This window comes from Kothea flammea, from assembly GCF_052161645.1.
In the GTDB taxonomy this organism is placed as follows: Bacteria; Planctomycetota; Planctomycetia; order Pirellulales; family Pirellulaceae; genus Laterigemmans.
Genome location: NZ_CP197414.1, coordinates 4,260,163 through 4,284,721, shown reverse-complemented (window position 1 = coordinate 4,284,721; position 24,559 = coordinate 4,260,163). Strand labels below are relative to the sequence as shown.

At 55.0% G+C, this 24,559-nt stretch carries 18 protein-coding genes; 8 read left to right on the top strand and 10 right to left on the bottom strand.

Features of this window, described 5'->3' with window-relative positions:
- Nucleotides 1-41 precede the first annotated feature (41 nt).
- Nucleotides 42-1,511, top strand: a complete 1,470-nt coding sequence (locus SH139x_RS16200; protein ID WP_488350816.1) for a hypothetical protein — start codon at nucleotides 42-44, stop codon at nucleotides 1,509-1,511.
- A 4-nt stretch (nucleotides 1,512-1,515) separates the two neighbouring features.
- Nucleotides 1,516-2,535, top strand: coding sequence for a hypothetical protein (locus tag SH139x_RS16195; RefSeq protein WP_488350815.1), 1,020 nt, complete (start codon nucleotides 1,516-1,518; stop codon nucleotides 2,533-2,535).
- Nucleotides 2,536-2,566: 31 nt separating this feature from the next.
- Here the strand turns inward: SH139x_RS16195 and SH139x_RS16190 are convergent, their stop codons facing one another.
- Entirely contained in the window at nucleotides 2,567-2,758 is a 192-nt protein-coding gene (locus tag SH139x_RS16190) for a CPXCG motif-containing cysteine-rich protein (protein ID WP_488350814.1), read from the bottom strand.
- A 149-nt stretch (nucleotides 2,759-2,907) separates the two neighbouring features.
- Here SH139x_RS16190 and SH139x_RS16185 point away from each other — a divergent pair, with 149 nt between their 5' ends.
- The gene (locus tag SH139x_RS16185; protein ID WP_488350813.1) at nucleotides 2,908-3,171 is read left to right on the top strand and encodes a TFIIB-type zinc ribbon-containing protein; all 264 of its coding nucleotides are present in this window, start codon (nucleotides 2,908-2,910) and stop codon (nucleotides 3,169-3,171) included.
- Between the two features lie 83 nt (nucleotides 3,172-3,254).
- Here the strand turns inward: SH139x_RS16185 and SH139x_RS16180 are convergent, their stop codons facing one another.
- The 6 genes from SH139x_RS16180 to SH139x_RS16155 all read right to left on the bottom strand — a co-directional run bounded on the left by SH139x_RS16180 (nucleotide 3,255) and on the right by SH139x_RS16155 (nucleotide 12,566).
- Nucleotides 3,255-4,160, bottom strand: coding sequence for a ThuA domain-containing protein (locus tag SH139x_RS16180; RefSeq protein ID WP_488350812.1), 906 nt, complete (start codon nucleotides 4,158-4,160; stop codon nucleotides 3,255-3,257).
- Between the two features lie 24 nt (nucleotides 4,161-4,184).
- A complete protein-coding gene (locus SH139x_RS16175) occupies nucleotides 4,185-6,311 on the bottom strand; it encodes a glycoside hydrolase family 32 protein (protein WP_488350811.1) in 2,127 nt (708 codons plus the stop codon).
- A 156-nt stretch (nucleotides 6,312-6,467) separates the two neighbouring features.
- Complete coding sequence (locus SH139x_RS16170; protein ID WP_488350810.1) at nucleotides 6,468-7,805, bottom strand: ABC transporter permease; 1,338 nt, start codon at nucleotides 7,803-7,805, stop codon at nucleotides 6,468-6,470.
- A gap of 7 nt (nucleotides 7,806-7,812) precedes the next feature.
- A complete protein-coding gene (locus SH139x_RS16165) occupies nucleotides 7,813-9,360 on the bottom strand; it encodes a sugar ABC transporter ATP-binding protein (RefSeq protein WP_488350809.1) in 1,548 nt (515 codons plus the stop codon).
- Nucleotides 9,350-10,372, bottom strand: a complete 1,023-nt coding sequence (locus tag SH139x_RS16160) for a substrate-binding domain-containing protein (protein ID WP_488350808.1) — start codon at nucleotides 10,370-10,372, stop codon at nucleotides 9,350-9,352. Before SH139x_RS16160 ends, SH139x_RS16165 begins: the two co-directional genes overlap by 11 nt.
- Before the next feature lie 49 nt (nucleotides 10,373-10,421).
- Entirely contained in the window at nucleotides 10,422-12,566 is a 2,145-nt protein-coding gene (locus tag SH139x_RS16155) for a glycoside hydrolase family 32 protein (RefSeq protein WP_488350807.1), read from the bottom strand.
- Between the two features lie 120 nt (nucleotides 12,567-12,686).
- Here SH139x_RS16155 and SH139x_RS16150 point away from each other — a divergent pair, with 120 nt between their 5' ends.
- Entirely contained in the window at nucleotides 12,687-13,466 is a 780-nt protein-coding gene (locus SH139x_RS16150) for an IclR family transcriptional regulator (protein ID WP_488350806.1), read from the top strand.
- Here the strand turns inward: SH139x_RS16150 and SH139x_RS16145 are convergent.
- A complete protein-coding gene (locus SH139x_RS16145) occupies nucleotides 13,460-14,683 on the bottom strand; it encodes a glycosyltransferase family protein (protein WP_488350805.1) in 1,224 nt (407 codons plus the stop codon). The genes SH139x_RS16150 and SH139x_RS16145 overlap by 7 nt on opposite strands.
- Before the next feature lie 45 nt (nucleotides 14,684-14,728).
- Complete coding sequence (locus SH139x_RS16140) at nucleotides 14,729-16,555, bottom strand: sugar phosphorylase (RefSeq protein ID WP_488350804.1); 1,827 nt, start codon at nucleotides 16,553-16,555, stop codon at nucleotides 14,729-14,731.
- 195 nt (nucleotides 16,556-16,750) lie between these two features.
- Between SH139x_RS16140 and SH139x_RS16135 the strand changes: the two genes are divergently transcribed.
- Entirely contained in the window at nucleotides 16,751-17,944 is a 1,194-nt protein-coding gene (locus SH139x_RS16135) for an ADP-ribosylation factor-directed GTPase activating protein isoform b (protein ID WP_488350803.1), read from the top strand.
- Nucleotides 17,945-18,231: 287 nt separating this feature from the next.
- Nucleotides 18,232-20,025 carry a tetratricopeptide repeat protein gene (locus SH139x_RS16130; RefSeq protein ID WP_488350802.1) on the top strand — a complete coding sequence of 598 codons (1,794 nt, stop codon included), beginning with the start codon at nucleotides 18,232-18,234 and terminating at the stop codon, nucleotides 20,023-20,025.
- Between the two features lie 95 nt (nucleotides 20,026-20,120).
- On the opposite strand, the gene SH139x_RS16125 is transcribed toward SH139x_RS16130, so the two are convergent.
- Nucleotides 20,121-20,783, bottom strand: coding sequence for a metallophosphoesterase family protein (locus SH139x_RS16125; RefSeq protein WP_488350801.1), 663 nt, complete (start codon nucleotides 20,781-20,783; stop codon nucleotides 20,121-20,123).
- A 631-nt stretch (nucleotides 20,784-21,414) separates the two neighbouring features.
- On the opposite strand from SH139x_RS16125, the gene SH139x_RS16120 reads away from it, so the two are divergent.
- Nucleotides 21,415-23,631 carry a vWA domain-containing protein gene (locus tag SH139x_RS16120; protein WP_488350800.1) on the top strand — a complete coding sequence of 739 codons (2,217 nt, stop codon included), beginning with the start codon at nucleotides 21,415-21,417 and terminating at the stop codon, nucleotides 23,629-23,631.
- A gap of 9 nt (nucleotides 23,632-23,640) precedes the next feature.
- Nucleotides 23,641-24,423, top strand: coding sequence for a TatD family hydrolase (locus SH139x_RS16115; protein WP_488350799.1), 783 nt, complete (start codon nucleotides 23,641-23,643; stop codon nucleotides 24,421-24,423).
- Nucleotides 24,424-24,559 lie beyond the last annotated feature (136 nt).

Genomic DNA, 24,559 nt, shown 5'->3' with positions numbered 1-24,559 from the left:
CGTGGTCCCGACGTTTATTTTATTCAAGCAGAGAAATGGCCATGAAGTTTGCAACCGCCAAGCGTCAAGCTAGCAACCCGCTGGTTATCGAGTTTGGGCAGAACGAATCGTGGATGTCCTGGCAAGCCGACGTTGTCGGTCGATTGAACCGTTCCCTAAGGTTTGTCACCGACGAACACTGCGCTGGCCCTGATGAGAATGAGTTGGTGACTGAATGGATTCGCGAGACACTCGCCTCGCTTCCAGCTGGAAAGCAGCCGACGGCAACTGTTTGCGTTTCCAGGTCAAGCTGTTGCATTCATTTATTGCATTTAAAGGCTGCACCAATCGATCAAATGGCAGATTTGGTTGCGTTGGAGATGGAGTCTGCCTTTGGAGAACAGGTTGACGACCATACCTGGGACTACGTGTTGGCTGCGAATGCCGCTCTGGAATCGGAGCAGCTCGTGGTCGTGTACAGTATTCGCAAGAGCTTGTTGGAGGAAGTCCAGCAGGTACTCACTGGGGTGGGCGTTAAGGTCGGCCGAGTCACTTTGTTTGAGCCATCGCTGCCGCTTAATGATGAGAAATCGATCGGAGAAATCAAGCAGATCATCGCGCTACGCGGCAACACGCTTGACATCTTGGTTAGCGGTAACGGTAGCCTCTACCAATCTCAATCGCTGTCGATCAATCCGGAGAGTGTCGTTCGGATCGATCAGCTGATTGGAACGCTTCGCAGGCTTTGGGCCTCGTTACCTGAGGGTCTTAATGAGCATAGAGCCGAGAGCCTTTTGTTGATCGAAAGGGACGAGTATGGGAATGAAAATTCAACCATTTATCGTGACTCTCTAGTCCGCTCTGCCAAGGATGCTGGGTTCCGTATTCAATTGTGCGATTTTTTGGATGTGTTTCAAAATTGCAAACGGGAGCCTTGCCAGGTTCTGGATTTCCTCAACCCCAAACGGGCAGTATCGTCAGGAGTCAGCAAGCGAAGCAAGGCTGTTGCGGCTGCGTGTGTGGTGCTCGCCACGTTGTTTTTTGTCCTGGGATACAGCCGCTATCAGACCGACAGGATTCGGGATCTATTACTAACTCAGCGGGCCGAGTTGGCAAAGATTGAAGACCTGAAGGAAGGGATGCGGACACAGTATGATGCGGCCCAGCAATTGAAGGAGTGGGAGCGATCCGCGGTGCGTTGGGACGAGCACATCGACCAACTGATTACTCCATTTGGGAACTCCGATGCGATGTATATCGTTCGCATGGAGATGGATAGTCCCCGCGTGATCAATGGCCGTCCCCTTACGCGACTCGAAGGCCGCTCGAAGTCTCCCGGTGATATCCTAACATTGATCCGTCAATTGACCGAACGCAATTCAGCACTATCGGTGCAACCCAATGGAATTGAGCCCAGCGGCATAGACCCTGATTTTGGCTCGCAGTTCCGCATTGAGATTACTTCGGCAGGAGTTTCCACTTTCCGTTCAACGCATCAAACTGTTGATTCCAGCAGTGAGGGGATTCAGTAAGGTCATGACCCCAGCCACAAAAATATTAACTTGCTTGCTGCTCATCATTCTATTGATTGGGTTTTCTGGAGAGACAATCTACAATGCAACTTTCGGAGAGTTGGAAACTCACCGATCCGATTTGCGAATCAGGACGCAGCGACTCAATGAGGCTAAAATCGCACTTCGCAAAACGGAAGCTGAGTGTGACCGTTTTGCGCGTCGTCTAGCGTTTGGTTTGCCAGTTGACCCGGCGAAGGCAACCGTAGTTTATCAAGAGTATCTGCTCCGCCTGGCCGATGTTTGCGAATTAAAGTCGGTCGTCATCAGTAACAGTCAGCCCGAGCACAAGGAACCGCTTGGATTTTTGCTGAATTTTTCGATGCAGGGGAGTGGGGCGACCGCTGGAATTGGCAGCTTTATCGACGGATTTTATAAGACGGACACTTTGCATCGTCTCTCACGTCTGACCGTTTTTCAATCACTCGGTCCCGACTCCCCGGAACACAGTTTCCTGTTCGACATTGAGGTTTTAACGTTGGCCCGTCATCAGGGTGCTGGCGAACCCTTGCAGATTCTTGAAACGCCCTCAAAGCGGGCTCTTCAGAGTCTTTTTTCGGTTCGCGACGTGTTCCGCAGACCACAGGCGAAGCCAATTCCAGCGAGAAAACAAACTCCAACTTTGGCAGACAGCTTTTTTGCCGGATTCTCGCAGCCTGCGAATGCGGTTGAGCCCAAAGTTGCTGCCGCCCCGCCAGTCGTCACAAGACCGCAACCATCTCCCTCACCCCCACCACCAGATCCTAGGGACTCGCTGCGGTTGGTGGGAATCATCAATGAAGGATCGACCGTTTCGGCACTCTTCTACGATCCGCTGGAAAAACAGCAATTCGCCGTGCTGCAGAGTCAGGCTCTGCCGAAGCTTGGATTTCAGGCAATCTTCGTAGGAACAAATGGCGACGCGGTGCTGGTCCAGGAGGCCGGCCAGCGTCTGCTTGAACTGCGGATGGGGGACGTCTACCGCAAAGCAATCGCCGCCAATTGACGAGGATAAAGTTCGGAAGAGGACTTTCGATCTAGTGATCTTGCTCGGGTGAAGACCACGCGGAGACTTCGCCCTCTTCGTCGATTTCGACGTGGATCACGTTTGGGTTGCAACAGACCGGACAGTCTTCCACGTATTGCTGCGTGCTGCCTGCGGAGAGATCGACCGGGACGACGATTTCCTCCCCACATGAGTCACAGATATAGTCTGCTTCGGGCTCCACCAGAGTTTCCTTTCGATATTTCCATGGGGGTTGGCATCAGCCACGCAACATATAATGATTTCAAGGAAGCAAATCAAAAATCGGTTGCGACTATTTGATGTTTTAACAAAGCCGCGTCTTTTATTTTGTTTAATTTAAGGATTGCAAGGATGAAGTGCCCTCAGTGCCAAACTACTTTGAAAATGACTGATCGGAAAGGCATCGAGATTGACTACTGCCCCAGTTGCCGGGGTATTTGGTTGGACCGTGGAGAGCTGGATAAAATTATCGAACGGTCCGCGGCAGATGCTGTAGTCGACGTCAGCCCACGTCCGTCTGGAGTGAGTGGGCATGAGCGAAAGCGAGAATACGAAGCGCGCCCTCGCAAGAAAAAGAGTTTCTGGGGCGAACTCCTTGACTTTGACTTTGATTGACGCACCAGCGTGTTCAAACTGCTTTTGGTTTTCAAGTGAGCGGCAACCAGCGGTAGGGTGTGGAATGATTTTCGCTTGGGGCCTCAGTTTCCGCCGAGCGTGCGGCAGGCGTTGACTAAAATTTGAATCACTTCAGGTTGCTTGTAAACGGGAAATGTCTCGTGGCCAGGGCGGAAATAAAATACGGTTCCTTTCCCAACTTGCCACAGCATGCCGCTGCGGAAACGCTCGCCCGCTTCCCAAGTTTCTTCAAAGATGACTTGGTCGGGTTCTGGCACGTGGAACGGCTCGTCGTACATCTCAGTGCTCCGCATGACCAACGAGTTGGCTAATCCTTTGGCGATCGGATGCTCCGGGTTGACCACCATCAACTTGCTGGGTGCTCCATCGGGCCGATACGCTGGGAAGCAACAGTTCGGGAGATCCACGCGGACTTGAGCGAGGCGATTTCCCTGTTTGAGCGCTAGGAAAGCGGGGGTGATTAGTGAGTCTCGCGTGGGGACGAAACGTCCAGGTGGACTCACGAAGTCAAATTCGACTGGTTGCTCGCCCGGTGCGGCTGGATATCTTTGCCGAGCGTCCGCTTTGGTCCGTTCGTTCATGGATTCCATAAACGGCGTCGACCAATGTGCGGAGTGCAGAAAGATCATGTCGAGGCTACCCGACTTCAGCCGTTTGATGATTTTCTGCTGAGCCAATTCCGGTGTGATCTCAGCCTGACGAACGTGTCCCCACCAAATCATCACATCGGCCCAGTCCAAGTCTTCATCTTTCAACCCCTGTTCGGGACCGTTCTGATTGACCGAGCGGAGTTCGAAGTCCTCAGCTGCCGCGTCAAGGCGAGCGGCGATTTCGTTGCCGAGGAAATTCTCATAAGCTTCCGATTGCCGGTCCTGTTGCTCGTCCCAGACGAGCACGTGCACAGTTTGTCCCCACGCGAGGTTGTGGTGAGCACCCAACGCAAAGATCATGAGCAGGAAGATTCTCATACCGTTGTTCCACTAATTTTGAGGTCAGGGACTGATCGAAGTTGCCTTGGGCGAATGATAGATCGAACGTAGCTTCCATGCTTTGATCGACTTGACGACCGCCTCACCACCGCTGGTGAATAGCCGGACGTTCGGGTTCGGGCGGATTTTGTGAGCGTTGACAACCGCTTGACGGTCGTTGGCAAACACTTCGACAAAGTTCTTGTCGATGAAGACCCGCAGCGTTAAATCCTCACCTTCCTCCAACTTAAATGGTGCATCGGGTTCGCCAACTCGCAAGCCCTCGCGGCCAGAGCCAGCGACAATCGTCATCGCGTCGTTCCCCATGTCGTCGCCGAGCAGGTGAATGCCGACGTTTTCGGGAACCGGGGCTGCGAAGGTAACTTCCAGTTCGACCGCGTCGCCAGTTAAGTCGTCAAGCGGGAATTCGGCACCATCAGCGATCTTCACGCTGTCCCAGGTTTGCCGATCGTATCGCAACTTGGCCAGTTCACGCAGCGGTCGAATCCTCAGCACCCCATCGGCGGGCAACTCGAGTTCGCGGGGTAAACTCTGCACGCCCGTTGGTTCGATCGGCAGGTTCATGACCCAAGCCCACATGACGCGGCGACCATCCACTGTCAGCACTGACTCGGGGGCGAAAAATTGGTTGCCACCAAAGCTCATCATCGTATGGGACTTGGGCAAAAACTTTTCGTCTTTAAAGTCCCCCAAGTAATAGCGGCAGCCAAGGCCATGACTGATACACAGTAGCATCCACTGGTCGCCAATGCGGAAGAAATTGGCGCAGGAGATATCTTCGTCACGTGGAATCCCTAAATATCCGGGATAATCTTCGTGCAGCAAATCGCCCAAGTAGAGCCAATTCTGCAAATCCTCCGAGCTCATCAGTTGAGGATTTCTACCGCCGCAAAGGGCGTAGTATTTATCACCTCGAATCCACAGGTCGGGATCCCAGTGGCGGATCTCCGGTTCGCTGCCATCTGGCTTCTTGGGCACGATTGCCAACGGTGCGGACCATTCGCTGAGCTGTTCGTTTTTAGCGAACTGGATCCAGTTTCGACCTGAGCCCTCGCCGTGATAGACGATTGCGGGCCTTCCTTCCTTGGTGAAAAAACCGGTTCCCGAGAACATCCCATGTCCCGTGTTTGGTGGAGTGAGCAAAGTCGTTTCCCAGTTCCAATAAACCATATCGTTGCTGGTTAGGTGAGCAAAACTGAATCCGAAGTCGTTGCGATAGATGTAGTGAAAGTGGACCGTCCCGTCGATGTCGAGGATGCAATTGGGATCGCCGGGAATCGCTGGTCCGGGCCCCGGGTGGGCAAGGTGGAATGTCAGCCAGCTCTGCGGCGGGTTCTCTGGCCAAGCCGGCGTCTCTGGTTTGTAGGGAGGCAGGGGCGCTCTTGGGTTGACTTCCGCAGCAGCCTGTTTAGCATCCCGTTCGCTGCGCGCGGCAACCACAAATGCCGCGCCTTCTAAAATCAAGCGGCCAGCTTCCACTTTGGCACCGTCTCTGAGTACCGCCTGTGAAAATCGGCCCGCTTTGTCTTCCACCTTGCCGTTCTCGAAATCCCACCACGCTAAAGGGTTCAAATCCGAGGCGACGTTGGGCTCCAATAACTCGAGTTGATCAGCGGTCAATGCTCGATCATAAATGCGGGCATCATCGATCGAGCCGCTGAAGTTGGTGCCCGTTCCCGCCCCCACGTGCCGCAGCCCAAACACCGCAATGTGGTTATCGACGTTGATCAGGTCGATATTCTCAGCGGGATAGTCTGCGTAGGGTTCGCCGTTGCGGTATATCTGAATCCGCTCCGACGTGTAGGCGATGGCGAGTTGTATCAGTGTCTCAGGGTCGGCGGTCTCGCTGGGCCAATTGATCTGGTGGGCTGCGGTGCGCTCAAAATTGTCCGAGCCTGGCATCCATTTGCGGATAAGTCGCTCTCCTAGCACAATGCCGTCGAAACGGTCGCCGCTTTGGAGCGTCAGGGCGCTCCCACCACGCTGACTGAGGTTCGCTGGAGCCGCCCACACCACGAGCGTCTTGTCAACTCTCGGCTGAATTTCCAGATCTTGGCCGATTGAGTTAGCGGCGTAGGAAATGGTGGTTAGGAGTATGATCGATAGAAAACGCGGAGCGCGTGATTTCATGAATTTTACTCAGTTATAAGAAAGGAAGTGGCATAGGCTTCTAGCCTGTCTAGTGGCATAGGCTTCTAGCCTGTAAATCCTAAAGTTAAGAGTAACGAAATGTTTTTAGTTATTTCTAATCTTACAGGCTGGAAGCCTATTCCACTGGAAGCTTTTTCAGCTTTTGCCGTTGCGCTTTAGGGTGTCGATCAGCACGGCTGACAGCAACACGGCCCCCAGCACAATCTTTTGGTTAAAGGGGTCAACGTCGGTCAAATTCATGCCGTTTTTGATTACCGCGATGATGAAGGCTCCAATCAAAGTCCCCATGATTTTTCCTGACCCACCCAATAACGAAGTTCCGCCTACGACGACTGCAGCAATCACCTCCAACTCATACATCAAGCCAAACTTAGGGTCGCCCGCTTGCAGTTTGGAGGCTAACACGATGCCGCCAAGCCCGGCAAGAATCCCGCTCAGCATATAGACAATTAACAGCACGCGTGTGACTGGTACGCCGGACAATCGCGCAGCCTCCGCGTTGCCACCGATGGCGTAGACGTAACGACCAAAGGCTGTTCGCGTCATGACGATGTGGGCGATGACGTACAACACTGCCATCAACCAAACGGGGTTGGGAAGCCCCAGCAATTCGCCACCGCCGATCCAAAAAAAGGAATCGGGCAACTGTGGAATCGAAGCGCCTGCAGAGAGCCGATAAGCCAAACCGCTGGCCATTAACATCATGCCCAGTGTGACAATGAATGACGGCAACCGGAAAAAAGTAACCATCGCTCCGTTAAATAGTCCGGCAAACCCGCAGATACCAACGCCAACCAGCATGCCGACGAACATCATGCCAACTCCGGAAGCGGCGCCGTCTCCAAAATCTCGCAGCAGCAGCGCACCGGAAACTGAGGCTAAAGCCACCAGGGAACCGACGGAGAGATCAATCCCGGCGGTGATGATCACCATGGTCATGCCAATGGCGATGATGGCGTAAATGGCCGTCTGATTAGCCACTCCCAAGAGGTTGGTCAGTTTGAGAAAGTTTGGCCAAGTGTAAGGTTCGGGAATGACTAATCTGTTCCGTCCAACTTCGTCGAATCGTTCATAGATCACCCAGTTGCTGGTGGCACTGTTAGCAGCCACCGCATCGATGGATTCGTTCCGCGCGAGGACGCCTTCTATCGCTTGGCGAGCATCCGCCGGAGAACCGTGCACGGTGGCCAGCACTGTTGGCCCGAGGTCGGCGAGCCGTGCTTCGATAGCTTTGGCAAACACTCGGTCATCAACCGTATCGCGAGTTACGATAATCACGCCTGCCGAATCGCCGTAGCGGTCGACAATCCGTGCGGCAACTTGCCGTCCGGCATCCACGCCAGTCGGGTTCTGCTCGGTGATGGTGAGTGCGCTGAACAACACAATCAACAGCAGCAGCACAAAGATCATGCCGTAATCGCTGATGAATCGACTCCAGGCCGAATTCGCGCCGCTTGAGGATGGAACTTTCACTTGCGATTCATCCGATAGCCATGGTGATAATGTGTTCTTGCGTAGCGGATTTTACGTCGTCAATAACGCCCTTCACTCGCCCTTCGTGCATTACCAGGATGCGATCGCTCATCCCCAGTACTTCAGGCAGCTCAGAGGTGATCATGATGATCGATTTACCAGCTTTAGCCAGTTCGTTAATCAGCAAATAAATCTCATACTTGGCACCAACATCGATGCCCCGCGTCGGTTCATCAAAAATAATCACCTCGGCGTTACGCTGCAGCCACTTGGCCAACACCACTTTTTGTTGATTGCCGCCTGATAGGTTCTGGGCGAGCTGCTCTTGATTTGGAATTTTAATTCGCAGTGAGTCAACGTAGCCGGCGAAGGCTTCGCGCTCGGCTCTCAAGCGAACGAAGCCAGCTCGTGTCAGCTCGGGCAAGTTGGGTAGGCCAAAATTCTCTCGGACGCTCATCCCCAACACCAATCCTTGGGCCTTTCGGTCTTCAGTCAGCAAGCAAATGCCCACCTTGATTGCTCCGCGTGGATGTCGGATGTTCAGTGGTTTGCCGTCCAGTTGAACCGTGCCGGCGTCTGAGCGATCGGCACCAAAAATTAACCGAGCCGTTTCGGTGCGGCCCGCGCCAACGAGTCCGGTGATGCCCAACACTTCGCCGCGTCGAACCTCGAACGAAACGTCGTTCACAGCGTCGCCGCGTTTAAGGTTGCGAACGACCAAACGCGGTTCCCCGATTTCGTGCCGCTGTTTGGGAAACTCATTTTCGATTTGTCGGCCAACCATCAACTCAATCATTCGCTGACGAGTCAGTTTCTCGATTGACTCCGTCCCGACCTGTTCGCCGTCTCGCATCACGGTGACGCGGTCGGCAATCTCAAAGATCTCATCGAGACGATGGCTAATGTAGATTACGCCGATTCCCTCTAAGCGAAGGTCACGAATAATGTCGAATAGGCGTTCAACTTCGCTGGGGGTCAACGCGGCTGACGGTTCATCCATAACAAGGATTCGCACTTGCTGGCTGAGCGCTTTTGCAATTTCAACTATTTGCTGTTGGGCGACCGATAATTGATAGCAAGGCGAGTCGATCGGCACGCGGACACCAATTCGGTCGAATAACTCCTGCGCCCTACACCGCTCTTCAGCTTGGCGAATAAAGCCGCCAAGGGTTTGCTCTCGCCCGAGAAAGATGTTTTCCCACGCGGACAACGCGGGAATGAGATTGAACTCTTGATAAATGACGCCGATACCGACACGCATCGCATTTTGCGGAGAGCCGATTTCCACCGGCTCTCCGTCGATCTCGATGGTCCCCGAGTCGGGCCGATGGGCACCGCCAAGGACTTTTATGAGCGTACTCTTACCGGCTCCGTTCTCGCCGAGCAGCGCTAGCACTTCACCCGAGTGCAGCGTCAAATCGATGCCGCGTAGCGCGTGAACGCCGGGAAACTTTTTATCGATCCCTCGCATGCTGAGCAGCGGCACAGCAGATTCACTGGCGGGGAGCGGCGGGGATTGGCTGCTGTGCACGTGCATGTCTGGGCTACACGTCATCGGTCAGAGTCGGATCTTTCTGAGCGTCATTCTGATAGTAAAGTTCCGACGGAATCAGGACTTCAGTGGGAACTTCCTCACCTTCGAAGTGCTTGATGATCATCTCCACAGTTTTCTTGCCGATTCGGTTGGGAAATTGGATGGGATCACAAACGATCTTTCCTTCAAGAATTGCCTGTTTACCGATTTTTTGCCCATCAAAACCAATGATTTTTACTTGGTCGGCCTTGCCGGCAGCTTCCAATGCGGCGCGAGCCCCCAGCGCTGACGGATCATTAATGGCAAAGAGGGCGGCCAGCTCTGGATTGGATTCAATTGCGTCTTTGGCCGCTTTGTAACCTTCATCACGCACGCCACCGCCGTCGAGTGTGGCGACAAGCTCAATTTTTCCATTGATTGTCGATGCGTTATGCGAGTCGATTATTTCTAGGAATCCTTTGACGCGCAGCTGACAAGATTCGACTTGAGGAAAGTGCACAATGGCAATCTTGCCGCCCGACTCGCCGAGTAGTTTAACCATCGCCTGGCCTGCCAATTTTCCACCCTGATAATTGTCAGTCGCGACGTGGCAGACGACTGTGCCGACGTCACCATCGTACTTAATGTCATTCGTGAACACGGGAATGCCCGCATCGTTGGCTTTCTTGATCGCTGGGCCGATCGATTTCGAATCACAGGGGTTGATTACGATCGCGCTGACTCCTTTGACAATGAAGTCGTCGATCTGATCCGCCTGCTTGTTCACATCGCGTTCGCCCGATACCAAAATCATGTCATAACCGTGTTGCTTGGCCTCTGATTCCATGCTGTCGGCAACGACCTTAAAAAAAGGATTGGTCAACGTCAGGGCGCTGAACCCGATGGTACCCCGGCTGTCCAGTGAATTATCAGCGGTTGCGTCTGTTGCTGGAGTCGAGCTGTTGTCGCCAGCCGGTTGAGTCTTGCTGCATCCGGGAATCGCGGCGAGCGCGGCAAGTGTCAAGCTTAAGGTTATGGTTAGTCTGCGTGTCATCTGGGGACTCACGGAATCGATCGTGTTGGGAGTGTGAGATAGGCGAGGATTAAGGCCAAATGGATTTCAGTTCGAACACCTGGAATTTGACCAATCGAGCTGCGCCGCCACGTACGAATGCGTTGATGGTTTCCAGGTTTCCGCTGTTGCGACGATCAGAGGTGATAAACACCTCGCCATCGTTGCCGCAAATCTCTATCATTGGATGATCGACGAGGATCTGCAATGTGATCAAACCGTCGACAGGCTCCAAGGCAGCACCGTTGAGTTCGCTATTGAAGGCATTGTACTCGATCTCAGTGCCGGCCACGTTGATGCCAAATTGTTTAGCTGCACCGACTTCGAACGTGGCTTGAATTTCGAAAGTTGCCCCCGCCACATTTAGGCTAACGGGGCGGTCGGGGGTGATCAGCTGAGGCTCCGCCACATGCTTCTTAGCGTGCAGTTTTCCCAGCTCGTCGATAGGCTTGGCTGCCATGCGAATACCGGCTGCGGTCGTTCGCAGGGTCAATGCGTGCGGAAAACTGAAGGTTTGGTTAAAGGGCATGTCGGGCATGGTCAACTGTGCCCAACCGATTTGGATTCGCCGGCCCTCCGGAGCATTATCGAAGGTTTGCGAAGCGTAGTATTTGCCGTAATGGACTTGATGTTTGCCCTCGTGAGCGGGGGTGAATTCACGCCCATCGAAATCGCCGATGACGTACTTGGCGTCGGCGGCAAGGGTCACCCAGCGAGTCTCTTCGGGATCGCCATCGACCGGTAGCTCAAATAGTTCTGGGCATTCGAAGAAGCCATTAAGTCGACTCTGCAGCGTCCAGTCCTTGAGATTCAGCGAGGTATAGAACGCGGTGTTCTGCTCGAGCCCTGGGTCCTCATTGTAAACGAACAACACCCAGTGACCGCCGAGGCTTTGTGCTTCGGCATTGAGGGGTGTGTCGTCCGCTTGGTACTCGTACCAGATAACTTTTGGATCGCGACCTTTGTGCTGAATGATCGGATTACCCTCGTAGAGGGTGAAGGTTCGCCCCTGGTCATTGCTGTAGGCGACACATTCGCCCAGTTCGGTGTCGGTGAAGAACGCGACCAATACTTCATTGTCACCAGTCTTCCAGCCGGACGTGTTCATTTTGTCGATCGTCGCTCCGCCGGAAAAGCAGGCACCTTTGGCCATCGTGTGGGGAAACAGCACGTTCGGCAGCTGTTCCCAATAGATAAGATCCTCACTGACCGCGTGTCCCCAAGTCATGTTCCCCCATTTCCAGCCCACTGGGTTATGCTGGAAATATAAATGCCATTCGCCGTCCAGGTAGACCATCCCGTTGGGATCATTGTTCCAGCCCACTTTTTGCGAGAAGTGAAATTGTGGTCGCAACGGCTCGTCATAGAGATCCTCAAATCCAGGCACCTCATCAGCTTGTTGGATCAGTGAGAAGCCATCTTCCGTAGCGGCAGCGACGTTAATCACAGCTGGCTGGCCCGCATGGGCTGCAATCGTAAAATAGGCGTAAAAGTCCACCAGCTCCTCAGCCGTGGCAAGCTCAACATTATATTTACGGATCGGTTGGCCGGCGACGCTCAAGCGGACTTCGGTTTCCCGCGCACCGTTTTCAATCGGAAGTATCAAGTACTTGTTTTCAACAGTGAATTCCCGCGTCCGCAGTTGATAGGAGGGTGTTTGAGGTTTGCTATCAGAAAGTACAATCTGGTCGACGTTGACATGTCCCCAGTCGCCTCGCTCGTTGTCAACAATGCGGAGGCTTGCTCGCTGGCCTTGATAATTCTTTAGATCAAAAGAACTCAGCGAAAGCCGCTCGTCATTCATCCCCGAGCTGCGGACGATGACCTCGCCCTCAATGATTAGCTGCAGACAGGTTTCGGCGTGGCTGCCGCCACCTATTAGAAACACGAGGTATTGACGGTCGAGCGTAAACTCCGGTGAGGTCAACGTGCCGGTGGAGGCATCTCCGTTACGAAACGAGTTGACCAAGCCTTTGCCGGTAAAGCCACTAACGGCTTGTTGACGGTCCAGCGTTCCGCTGGCCGGTGCATCCCCAAAGGCATCCCCGGTGGTTTGCCATGCTTCGTAGGAGGCCGCTTCGAAGTCGGCAATGATCCGATCGGGACGTTCTTTCGCAATGGCGAACGAAGATGTGAATGCGAGGACGAGAACAATGAGGTGTTGAGTCTGGGGCATGGTGACGGCTGCATCCATTTCGGTGGTGCGTTGACGTGGTGGAGCAGCGTGAGTATATTCATATGTGAAAGCAATTTCAAGTATGGAATATACGTTCGTAGTGATTTAGTGAGGTGATCGATGCCTAGAAGCGAGACCCGAGCGAAGGCCGAGGGAGTCCCCAATTTGCAGCGGGGGATGGCCGTGTTGGAGTACTTAGCGGCGAACCAGCGGAGTGCTACGCTAACAGAATTATCCGAGCGTCTGGGGTTCCCTTCCGCATCGGTCTTTCGCATCGTCAACGCTTTGACGGAGATGGGATATTTATCGCGTGATCCGGCCACCAAGCGATTCACGTTAACGAACCAGTTGCTGCGGCTTGGGCAACCGCGCGGGCATGACCGCGGGCTGGTCGAATCGGCATTGCCCGCAATGCGCGGGATTCGCAAGCTGACCGGAGAGACGACCCAGTTGTGCTGTTTGGTTGATCGAGATGTGGTGATCGTTGAACAATTACTGGCGACTCATCCGTTTAAGTACTCGGTCGATCTGGGCGCTCGCTGTCCTTGTTACAGTTCGGCACCGGGGAAAGCGATGGTGGCGTTTTTGCCGGTCGAGGAACGTGAGGCGTTGGTCGGACGGTTGCGGTTTAAACGTTTCACCGCCAACACGATTGCAACCCGTGAGGCGTTTCGAGCTGAGCTCGAAGCAATTCTCACCCGGGGTTACGCGGTGGACTATGCCGAGGGTTTGGAAGGTATTCGTTGCGTGGCGGCCCCGATCCTTGATCGCGTCGGCTCGCCAGTCGGTGCGATCACGATTGCCGGACCGTCGAGCCGAATCCCAGACAGTGACTTTGGGCGGCTTGGCCGCAGCGTCGCCAAAGCGTCCGCCGATGCGCAGGCAAGATACAATCAGTAATTTACTTGCTGGGCATCCGCGACCACGATTTGTCGGAGGTCAGCGGGAAAGTCGGGGAAGGCAGTTAACACGCGAGCCCAGTTTGGGATCGCGGCCGCGCCGGTGGGATCGCTGCGGTATAAGTCGCCCGCTGTGATCATACAGTCAGCGAAACCTTCCACGGCGGCTTCTTCGGCGTGCCGATCAAAGCTTAACCCATTTAAAATAGCGTCCGCGTTGTATTGGCGAATAGCATCTTGAGCTGATCGCAAGTAGGTCGAGCGGAGCGTAATGAAATGGCATTGGTCGAGCACCGTTCCTTGGCTGGCGATGGTGCGAAAGATGGTGGTAAGGATATCGGTCGCCATCTTCATCAAGCCGCTGCTGCGGTCGTCCAGCGAAAGGGCTTGATGTTTGTGTTCGTATAAACGACAGAGGTCAACTTGGCAGACTCGCTTTGTTGAAGTGTTACGAAATACTTCCGCCAGTGTGCCAACTTCCAGGCCCCAGTCGCTGGGAATGCGATTGCTTCTCGCCAAATTGGACGTGATCGCGAATTCGCCCGAGAGTGGATAGCGAAAGCTATTGAGATAACGCACAAAGCGGTCGTCGTCAAAAGTTTGCAAGAGCGCTTGAATCAGCGGTGCCACCAACAACCGTACCACGCGACCGTGCATACGATCGGTAACGCGCGCGTAGTAAGCTTTGCAAAACTCAAAATCCATTGTGGGATGGACCATGGGCAGGCAGAGCCGCGCCAGCAGTTTGCGATCATAATCAACAATGTCGCAATCATGCAAAACGAAGGTTTTCAGGTTTGAGTCCGCCAACAAAAAACCAAATGCTGTCCAGACGCTGCGTCCCTTGCCGGGAGTTCCCAATGGAAAACCGGCTTGAATCAGTTGCTCGTAGACTGCTTGAATGCGCGGTCCGTCAGTCCAAAGTACGTTGGCTTTGGCCCCGAGTGGCTCGACCGCTTTGATTGTTTCGCGATAGTCGCTTTCCGCTGGTGCCGCCCCCAGCACCACGGCGATCGTATCGATGTAGTCGGCACCGCGGAGGTGTTGGACAATTTGCGAAAATGGTTCGGCCCGCATGTCGGCAGCCGTTACCGGCAGCACCAAACCGACCTTGTTAATCTTAACATCTTTGCGCAGGCGACCTTCGAGCTGTTCCAGTTGCGAAGTCCGAAAGTCATGGATCGTGGTAATTAGGCCATGCTGGTAAAAGTCGGGCATAAAACCTCCAATGGAAACTGAAAGTAGGTGGCGTGAATAAGCAGATTAACTGGGGCGTGAACCGAGCCAAAGTAGATCGAAGGGAGCCAGCGTGATGGCTCGAGTCGTGCCGCAATCGCGCGAAGTGAGATAATCCCAGTCAGAATGATTGGGGAGTTGCTGTCGCAGCACTTGGCGAGGTTGTTCGCTAAGGTTACAGAGCACCGTCAGAGGGCCGCCGGTGGCCTTGGTTTCCCCAGGCAGCGACTCACCCCGCACGAAGCCAAGCAGTCCTTCGCCGTCCAATTCGAGGACACGTTGCGAAGCGTTGGGGTGGAAGGCGGGCAAGCTCCTGCGGATGCGGAGTAAACGTTGGTATTGTGCGAACACCAGCGGCATGGCTGATTCTGGTCGCTCGCTCGCTTTCCCTGGGGCCAGTAACTGATCCAGTACTTGGCGGTCGTATTTGCGTCGGTTGATAGCTCGATTTTGTCCCTTTTCGGCTCGGCCCCGGTGGTCACTGGGGGCTCCGATCAGGCTTTGGAAATAGACCGCTGGCAGCCCCTGGATGGCCAGCATAATGCCTTGCGTGGCTAAGAAACGCTTGACGCGTTCGGCGGCTGGGCGTTGCGGATCGGTGACGGCATCAAAGTAGGTGATGTTCAGTTCATAAGGGGATTGGCTACCATCGGCTTGATTTCTCATGCTCACCGCCCCCTTGTGGTTGAGCACCCGCTGCACCAACGCTTGACAGCGCGCTTCCGATACCAAGCCTTCCAAGGGACGGACGCCGATGCCGTCATGCGAGGCGGTAAAGTTAAAGAAAGTGGTTTCAGGTTTAGGGGGTTGCAAGGTTGCAAGCCACTGACTGATCACGCTGGTGTCACTGTTTGCAATCGCGTCGAGCAACAGCGGCGGTAAGCTGAATTGATAAACCATGTGCGCTTCGTCGCCATCGCCAAAGTAGGAGACATTTTCTTTGTGCGGAACATTGGTTTCGGTTAGCAACAGTGTACCCGGCACAGCCAAGTCGACGATTCGCCTCAGCAGTTTGACAATCGCGTGGGTTTGCCGCGCGTGTAGGCAACTGGTGCCCGGCTCCTTCCAGAGAAAGGCGATCGCATCGAGTCGAATAATTCGCGCTCCGCGGACCGCGTATTCGACTAAGGTGCGTGCCATTTCCAATAACACTTGTGGTTCCGCATAGTTGAGATCGACTTGATCCGCGCTGAATGTGGTCCACACGTGTTGGGTGCCCCGCGTAGTTTCAAAGGGCGTGAGCAGCGGCAGGCTGCGGGGGCGGACAACTTGGGAAAGATCGGTCGCCGGATCGACCGCATGAAAAAAACGATCGTAAGGCGTTTCACTGTTGAGAAATTTCTGGAACCAGGCGTGTGCTTGCGAGCAGTGATTTAGCACTAAGTCAAACATTAACTCCGTCTCGCGACCGAGCGCCGCGATATCGTCCCAACTGCCGCTGGACGGGTCGACTTGTAAATAGTCGACGACCGAAAAACCATCGTCGCTGGTCCAGGGGCAGAAGGGGAGCAGGTGGACGGAGCTGAAACAGGAGGTCAGTTGATAGTCGAGCAGGAATTGGCAAAGCGCTTGCAGTGGGCTACCCGCGGCGGGCTGGCGGATTTGATCCGCGTAGGTAATCAGCACGCAATCGCGTTCGGACCACAGCGGCTGGGCTGCGGCACCGACAGTGGGCTGCTCCACATTTGGCGTTGATGGTTGCTGCTGTCGCTGACGCGTTTGGCGGATCAACGTGGCGAACTCGTTCAGCAGCCCGCCAGGCGGTTGGCGATAGATTTCACCCAAGTGGGCGGATAGGATCGCATCCTCGGCCAAATTTTCCGGCCTTGCCAAGTCGTTCGGCAAATCGTTCACAGGCGACAGTCCTCAAAAGGGGAAGTAAGCCGGGATGTATGATAGCGACTTTGCGGTCGCGCAGAGCCGAGCAAACCAATAAACGGCGGTAACGGTCTGCCGAGGTTGGCCGGATGCAAATTGAAAATAGCGGTTAGCGAAACTTTTCGTCGCCAATGACTACGATTTGCCGAGGCGGAAGTTACACTGACAGCCATGAAATCACCGACTCGCATTCATCGACGCTCCGCTCTGGGCGTACTATTGTCCCCCTTGGCGGCCGGCTGTTTACCGGTACCGGAAACGGGTTCGCAGCCCGATTTGCCCGAGCGACTGGTCTCAGCGGACGGTCCCCCCCCTCGCAGCCCGCTTCCCAATGACGCTTCTGGCCCAGATGGGGAGCCTTCGTCGGCTGATCTAGAATCGCGGCATCCGCTGCAGATTGCATTGGACCAAGCGCTCGACGCGGGCTTTCGGCGCGGGTTGAGCACGATTGAGAATGGGGCTTGGCAAGTATTGCATGGCGTTTTGGCTTACGGCCAAGCTTGCTGGGTGAAAACGCCCGAGGGGCAGCGGCGTGTGATCGAGCATCTGCAGCAGGGGGGGCAGTTGCGTGGCTGGGATCCACGCCCGGGCGACATGCTCGGTGAGCCGCCGCGACGAGGTTTGCGGTTTGAAATTGAAGCGGGCAGTTTGTCAGGGCAGGGGCACGCTGATCAATGGTTGGCGGTGCTCTCTCAGGCTAACCTGCCGCCGGAAGCTGAGTTTCTCGTCGGAGGGCAGACATTTTCGATCGAAGACGCTTTGCGGCAAACTTTGTGGGATGTACCGCGAAATATGGAGCAGGAATTCAGCTGGACCGTAATCGCGGTCACCGCTTATCGGCCCACTGATTTTCGCTGGATCGCGCGTGACGGCGCGAATTGGTCCGTAGAGCGGTTGGTGGAAGTCGAGACGGCGGCCGCAGTGGAGACGGCCGCCTGCGGGGGGACCCACCGCTTAATCGGATTAGCGATGACCTTGCAACGACGCCGCGACGAGGGCAAAACCCTCAGCGGGGTTTGGCAAGCCGCCGAGCAACGAGTGCAGGGGGCGATTGAAGCGGCACGTTCATTTCAAAATGACGACGGCAGTTTTGCCACCACATTTTTGCATGGTTTTGGGTGGTCCCCCGATATGGCGGACGTATTGCGGACGACTGGGCACGTGCTGGAATTCTTGGCGATTGCCGGTGATGAGGCCATGCTGAAGAGTGACTGGGTAGAGTCGGCTGCTTGGAATTTGTGCCGTGTGTTGTCCTTAACGGAAGCGGTATCCCTGGAGTGTGGAGCCCTGTATCACGCTTTGCATGGAGTATTGCTTTACCGTCAAAGGCGTTTTCCCGAAGTCGCCTGGCAATCGCCTGGCTAGTGGCTAGTGGCTTTTGCGGTGGGGTGGAAACGCTGGCGATGTCAACGATAAACTTCGTGCTGGCCAGCAGAAAAGTTCCACATCCCTATTCGGTTCCCCTGGTCGGTTCGTCATAATGTACAAATAGGCCAGCAACGATGACGCCTGTTGAGACCAGCGAGTCGTGTTGCTCGCGAGCGATTTTTCCGTACCACGAATTGACATTTTGTTGTGCTCAGGCAGCAGGCAACGACCTCGGCGTCTTTCCTGAACTCAGCGAATTCTGAACCAAGGAACTTGGAGCCAATATGAAGATTCCACATCAGCCGGTTGGACGTTTTCACTTTATAAAGCAGCCTGCCGCTGACTTGCTGTTGGCCGGTCTTTCGGCAGCTCTGATTGCTGTTGCGTCCGCTGGGCCAGTGTTGTCCGCCCCGGCAATCGCGCAGCCAACGCTGCAAGACGACGAAGGGAAAGCAGCGAGTAAGGACGAGAACGCGGGTTTGGCCGATCTCGACGAAGCGATCGACAAGAAAATTGGTGCGGAGTCTTTGGAGGACTTGCAGGCCGTTGCCGCGTTGGTGGAATCGGCCCTGGCCAAAGGTTTAGACGAAGAGAACACCGCCTTTGCTCGTAAAGTCCTCGGCGGCATCTTGCGTCAGCAAGGGCAAGCGATCGTGGAGGGAATGTTGCGAGGCCAGACGCAAGGCCGAGTCCAACAGATGCGAACGGAAGCCTTGCGGAGCTTTGAGAAAGCGGTTGAGAGCGATCCCAGTTTGGGTGACGCTCACCTGCAGATCGCTCGCCTCAGCATGTTACCCGGCGGGAATCCCAAACGGGCCTTTGATGCCGCCTCGGCCGCGGTAGAAAACCTAAAAGACGAAAGCTCTCTGCTGAGCGAAGCCTACTTGTTGAGGGCTTTGCTGCAGGAGGATGAAGCAAAGCGTTTGGCCGATTTGGATGCCGCGATTGCTGCGGATGAAAATAACACGCGTGCCTTGCAGGCTCGTGGGCTGCAGCGACTGCAAACGGGCGAGGTTGACGGCGCCGTCGCCGACCTCAAATTGCTGATGCAAAAAGATCCAGCCAACTCGGCTGTGGCCGTGGCCTTCTCGCAAGCGTTAATCCAGCTTAACCGCCGCGAAGAGGCTCTCGAAGTGCTTGATACGGCGATCACAACTCAACCCAACGCATCGCTTTATATGCTCCGCAGCGAACTGCGGCGTCTGGCTGGTGAGGTCGACACGGCTCGTGCCGATATGGACAAAGCAATTGCGATGGACCCAAATAACCCTTCGGCGCTGTTGCTGCGTGCCGAATCAAGATTGCGAGAGAACAACGTGGCCGAAGCGAAGGCTGACGTCGACGCCGCCATGGCGCTGCAACCCGGTAACGGACGAGGTATCTTCCTGCGGAGCTTGATTGCGGCGGAACAAGAACGTTATGCCGACGCCATCAATGACATGAAGTTACTCGCCCAGAACGATCCTGAGAACTCCGCTTGGGCGCTGCAATTGGCCAGTTACTATCAATTGGACGATCGGCCTCGCAAAGCGATCGAAATCGCCAGCGATATTCTGGCCCGTAACCCAGAAAATTGGCAAGCGCTCCGGCTTCGCGGCGATGCCTACTTGAGCATTAACGAGCACGCCGAAGCGATTGCCGATTATAAGGCCGCACTTGAGACGCCGCTGGCAAACGAAGAACAACTGGCCACCGCCCCAGAGGCGATGAACAAGGTGTCACGCTCGGGGCTGGCGAATAATCTGGCGTGGGTCATGGCAACATCACCGCAAGATGCTCTCCGCGATGGGGAAGCGGCGATCAAGTTTGGCACTGAAGCAGCCGAATTGACGGAATACAAAGAAGCACACATCCTCAGCACGTTGGCCGCCGGTTACGCCGAAGCGGGTAATTTTGAGAAAGCGATCGAATGGGCTGAGAAAGCGGTCGCGGTGGGCGAAGAGGAAGGTAACGAGCAACTGGAGCAGCTGAAAAGCGAGTTGGAGAGTTACCGCAAGGGCGAGCCATGGCGTGAAGAGCAGGACGTGGAGGAGAACAAAATCCCCATCCTCTCACCCAGCGAAGTGATCGATACCTGATCTGGCCCGCTTCACTGCCTGACAGATTTCTTTCACTGCCTGACAGACTTCTTTCACCACCTGACAGACTTCTTTCACCACCTGACAGATTTTTTTCACCACCTGACAGGCCGGCCTTCCTCGCTGGCTTGCCAGATTTGGCCTGAATCAACGTCGATGGCCGACAGCACGCCGCCGCCGTAGCAGAAGGTATCGAGGGCGATTAAGTGGCCAAGGTCTAGGATCTTGGCCTCATGATTCGCTGTATGTCCGACAACGGCAATTCGGCCTGAGTAATGGGGGTCGGGAATGCCATCACGGAGCGACCGCCAGCGGATCATGTCGACCGTTTGTTCATTCAGCGGCGCGTCGGGATCGTAATTAGCGTGCAGGAAAAAGTGGGTGTCTGTCTCGTAATAATCGACCAGCGAGTCGAGGAATTTGCGATGAGCAGCTGGGAGAAAGTCTAAATTGCCGTCGAATTCGTAGCTATCGAGCGTAGCGACACCTCCGTGCGGAAACCAACTTTGGTACGGAGCCGCTCCCTCGATTACATCCAGCATCATTTGTTCGTGGTTGCCCATCAGGGGGATTAGTCGGGTTTCACGAGCTAATTGGCAGAGCCGCTCGATTACCCCCCGGCTATCAGGTCCGCGATCAATGTAATCTCCCAAGGTTACAATCGTGTCATCCGCGGCAGGTTCAATCGCATCGAGTAGGGCTAGCAACGCCCGCGAGCATCCATGAATATCACCGATTGCGATTAGTCTTCCTGTCATGCGTTTTGAGTTCTCGATTGTTGGGAACCATGGATTGGCTGGTCAGCCACACTGCGGAGCGGACCACGTCTCATTGCATTCTTGCGAACCGCTTGGAGGAGGAAACCGTCACTCTTAGTGGCCATTGCCTACTCCTGACGAGCCGGCTGATCTTACGATATCGGACTGATTTGCTCAATGAAGCGACTCGCGATTCACTCCTGGCTACGTGGAATAGGCATCCTGCATGTACATATCCTTAGTAAAATAGCCGTCCTGCCTTGAATATCCGCTTGGGTACAATCGCTTGTCCAAAGCGTTCACCCATAGGGCACATAACCACCACCAGAACATCTGTTCATTTCTCTATCTTAGACGAAGCGGGCGATTTTCTGGCGGGAGTGAGTTACCCCGAAACGCGTAATTTCTGCTAATCTAGTACTGCTGCGACCCGTAGACCTGTCGTGGTAGCGACGAAAAGCTTTGAACGCCTGATAACTTGGGCTTAGAATGTTGTTTTAGTCTGAGAACTTATCCGAAACCGCGGATAACCACCTGCGGAGCCAAAACGGCTGACGGATTTCGGAGAAATTCCTGGCTTGATGTGTTGGGTCTGTTTGTTTTGCTCGCAATGGTCTGAGAATATTTTGTCATGGCAATCACGCTAGGCAACGATTCCTCCGCCTCCGATGGGGCCGTGGTCGCTGGAACCGCGGCGAGCGGACAGCGTCCTGACGACGATGGCGCGCGATTCCCCTCGGCACCTGAGTCGGGCGTGTTGGGCTCGGAGTCGGACTCTCCGGCAGTCGGTTTTCCCGAGTTGGCCACGGACGGGATTTCGGGAGAACTGGACGAAGTCGCTGAGTATGAGGAGGGCGAGGGCGAAGATTTCGAAGCCGCTGAGGAGGAAGTGAGTTGGTTTGATAATGAGACCTTTGCCATGGCCACCAGTTTGTTGGCCCACTTGGCGGTCGTTTTGGCATTGGCGCTGATCCCGTTGGCGGCGGATCGCGAGGAAGAAGCGGTGGTATTGGTCAGCGCGCCGCCGGATTACGAAGAGCACGACATACAACAGATCGAAGAGATCGTTTACAGCGACCAAGCGCAGACCGAAGTGGGCGCCAACAGCTTGGCCGACACCGAGATGGCGATGGCGTCGGCAGCCACGTTTGCCGAGGTTGCTGAGATCCCCAACCCGATTGATCAAACTCCTCAAGAACTGGCAACTTTGAACGTCAACACGATGTTCAGCGAACCGGTGGCACCGTTGGACTTGAACATTCAGGTTAAAGGCAAAGTGGGGCACGCCGCTGAGGGTGCTGCTGGAGCCGTGGATCGTTTAACTTTCGAGATTGTTAAGAACTTGGAAGAGCGCCCCACGCTGGTGGTTTGGTTGTTTGATCAAAGTGGTTCGCTGCTGCGTCAACGTCAGGAGATTCGCGATCGGTTTGATCGCGTTTACGCCGAACTGGGAATCATCGAAGCGTCGGATGACGAAGCGTTTGCCAAGCGTGGTGATGAGCCACCGCTGTTGACTTCGATTATGGGATTTGGCGAGAAGGTGCAGTTGTTGACCGCCGAACCAACTGCTGATTTGCAGGAGATCAAGGCGGTTGTAGATGGCATCGAGAATGACCCCAAAGGCATTGAGCGGGTGTTCAGCGCCGTCTACGCGGCAGCCAATGAGTATAAGGATTTGCGACGAGGGCGTGGTCGCCTGGGGCCGAAGCGGAACGTGATGTTGGTCGTTGTCACCGATGAGCGTGGTGACGACTCGGCCGGTTTGGAACAGACTACCGAGATCTGCAAGAAGTATGGCATGCCGGTGTATGTGATTGGCGTGCCAGCACCATTTGGACGCGAGACGACTTTAATTAAGTACGTCGATCCGGATGAGAATTTTGATCAAACACCAAAGTTTGGCGAGGTTGATCAGGGGCCTGAATCGTTGATGCCGGAGCGAGTCAAGATTGGCTACATCGGCGATTTTGATCAGGAGCCTGTCATCGACTCGGGCTTTGGTCCTTTTGCTTTAACACGGTTGGCTTATGAGACCGGTGGGATTTTCTTCACGGTGCACCCCAACCGCAATGTGAACCGTCGCGTCTCCCGCGACGAGTTGACTCCCTTTGCCTCATCGTTGGAGTACTTTTTTGACCCCAACGTGATGGCGCGGTATCGGCCTGATTACGTTTCCGTCAAAGATTATCAGCAGCGGGTGCGCAGCAATCCATTGCGAGCCGCTTTGGTGACCGCTGGCCAGGCTCCCGAGTTGGCTACCTTGGAACGTCCGCGGACGCGATTCGTCAAGCGTGATGAGGCGCAACTGGCCGGTGAACTCGGGCGGGCACAGCAGGCTGCCGCGCGGATAGAACCTCGCTTAATCGCGCTCGATGATTTGTTGGCCAAGGGGGAAGCGGGCCGCGAAGCAGAATACAGTCCACGTTGGTTGGCTGGCTTTGATCTTGCGCGTGGACGCGTGCTGGCACATAAAGTGCGTGCGGAAACTTACAATGCCATGCTGGCCAAAGCGAAACGTGGCATGCCATTCAGCGATCCCAAAAACAACACTTGGGTGTTGCGACCGGCTGATGAGGTATCGGTGGGCAGCAAATGGGAACGGGAAGCGACGGCGGCTCGGCAGTTGCTGGAGTCGGTTACTGCCGACCATGCCGGCACACCATGGGCGTTGCTGGCAAAAGAAGAGCTGAAGACTCCGATCGGCTGGCGTTGGGAGGAAGAGTACACGGATCTCAATCCTCCCCCGGCTCGCAACCCCGGCAACAATAATAATAACATGGCGCCCGCGCAAGACGATCCGATCAATCGCATCGAAAGAAAACCGACCCGTCCCGTGCCTAAGCTATGATCGTCTTGAATGGAATGGTTTGATACGCATGCTCACCTTGATAGTGAGCCGTTTGCTGATGATCTGCCTGGTTTACTGACACGGGCGAGACAAGCTGGGGTGGTCGGTATATGCGCGGTCGGGTGCACGCCGGCATCGAGTCTGGAGTGTTGCCAGCTGGCCGCTCGTTATCCCGACTTAATCTGCGCGGCCGTCGGCATCCAGCCGAACTATGTGGCTGAATCGGAAGCCGATTGGATGGACCAGATCGTCAGCTTGTCCGAGCGGTCCGAAGTGGTTGCCATTGGGGAGACCGGGCTGGACTGTTACTGGAAAGACAATCCTTTGCCGCTGCAGCAAACTTATTTCGCGCAGCACATCGAATTGTCGCGAGCCAGTGGGAAGCCACTGATCATTCACATGCGCGACAGCGGCGAAGAGATTTATCAGCAATTGTCGAACGCCGCCGAGGGCAAATCGCTGAGCGGAATCATGCACTCATTTACCGGCTCAGGGGAATTGGCCGCCCGTTTTTTGGAGTTGGGTCTGCACATCAGTTTTGCCGGCATGGTCACCTTTAAAAATGCGGGTGATTTGCGGGACGTGGCTGCTAAAATTCCGGCCGATCGGCTGCTAGTCGAAACCGACTCGCCCTATTTGAGCCCTGAACCTTTGCGTGGCAAACGTCCCAACGAGCCGGCGCGAGTTGTGCACACGGCCAGCGTTGTCGCTGAGGCCCGGGGGCTAGCGGCGGCAGAGCTGGCCCGTTTAACCACGGAGAACGCGAAGCGGCTGTTCCGCTGGCCGAAATAATCACTCCGATTCAGATTTGCTAAACTTGGCCGGCCGCCAGTCAGGTGCGGTGATTGTGGCCAGGAATCAGTGATACTGATTTTGTTGGTTTTGACGGTTAACCCGAATTTACCGGCTGAGGGTTCCAAGCGGGGAG